The organism is Bacillus sp. P4_D3 (assembly GCF_056401855.1).
Genome location: NZ_JBFUIN010001197.1, coordinates 1 through 691 on the forward strand (window position 1 = coordinate 1; position 691 = coordinate 691).

6 tRNA genes are annotated in these 691 nt (G+C 53.1%); all 6 read right to left on the reverse strand.

Annotated elements, in window-relative coordinates:
• Positions 1–12: 12 nt before the first annotated feature.
• A tRNA-Ser gene (locus AC1DTM_RS30235) sits at positions 13–105 on the reverse strand.
• A 63-nt stretch (positions 106–168) separates the two neighbouring features.
• Positions 169–261, reverse strand: a tRNA-Ser gene (locus AC1DTM_RS30240).
• Between the two features lie 18 nt (positions 262–279).
• A tRNA-Ala gene (locus AC1DTM_RS30245) sits at positions 280–352 on the reverse strand.
• 15 nt (positions 353–367) lie between these two features.
• Positions 368–441: transfer RNA gene (locus AC1DTM_RS30250), tRNA-Pro, on the reverse strand.
• Between the two features lie 10 nt (positions 442–451).
• Positions 452–525 (reverse strand) — tRNA-Arg (locus tag AC1DTM_RS30255).
• Positions 526–528: 3 nt separating this feature from the next.
• A tRNA-Leu gene (locus tag AC1DTM_RS30260) sits at positions 529–617 on the reverse strand.
• Between the last annotated feature and the right edge of the window lie 74 nt (positions 618–691).

The window sequence follows — 691 nt, forward strand, 5'->3', positions numbered from 1 at the left end:
AAATGGAGGAAATGGAGGAGGTAGAGGGATTCGAACCCCCGCGCGACTCTCGCCGCCTGTCGGTTTTCAAGACCGATCCCTTCAGCCGAACTTGGGTATACCTCCATGAAGGAAAAAAATTAATATCTTATTCATTTTTATATGTAACTAAACCACTTTTTTAAAAAATGGAGGAGGTAGAGGGATTCGAACCCCCGCGCGACTCTCGCCGCCTGTCGGTTTTCAAGACCGATCCCTTCAGCCGAACTTGGGTATACCTCCGACATATAAAAAATAAAGTGGAGCCTAGCGGGATCGAACCGCTGACCTCCTGCGTGCAAGGCAGGCGCTCTCCCAGCTGAGCTAAGGCCCCATGTTTTTGGGAAAATCGGGAAGACAGGATTTGAACCTGCGACCCCCTGGTCCCAAACCAGGTGCTCTACCAAGCTGAGCCACTTCCCGTTAATAAAAGCGCGCCCGAGAGGAGTCGAACCCCTAACCTCTTGATCCGTAGTCAAACGCTCTATCCAATTGAGCTACGGGCGCATATGGTGCCGAGGGCGGGGGTCGAACCCGCACGGTGGTCACCCACCGCAGGATTTTAAGTCCTGTGCGTCTGCCTGTTCCGCCACCCCGGCATGTCATATTGAAAATTGGAGCGGAAGACGGGATTCGAACCCGCGACCCCAACCTTGGCAAGGTTGTATTCTAC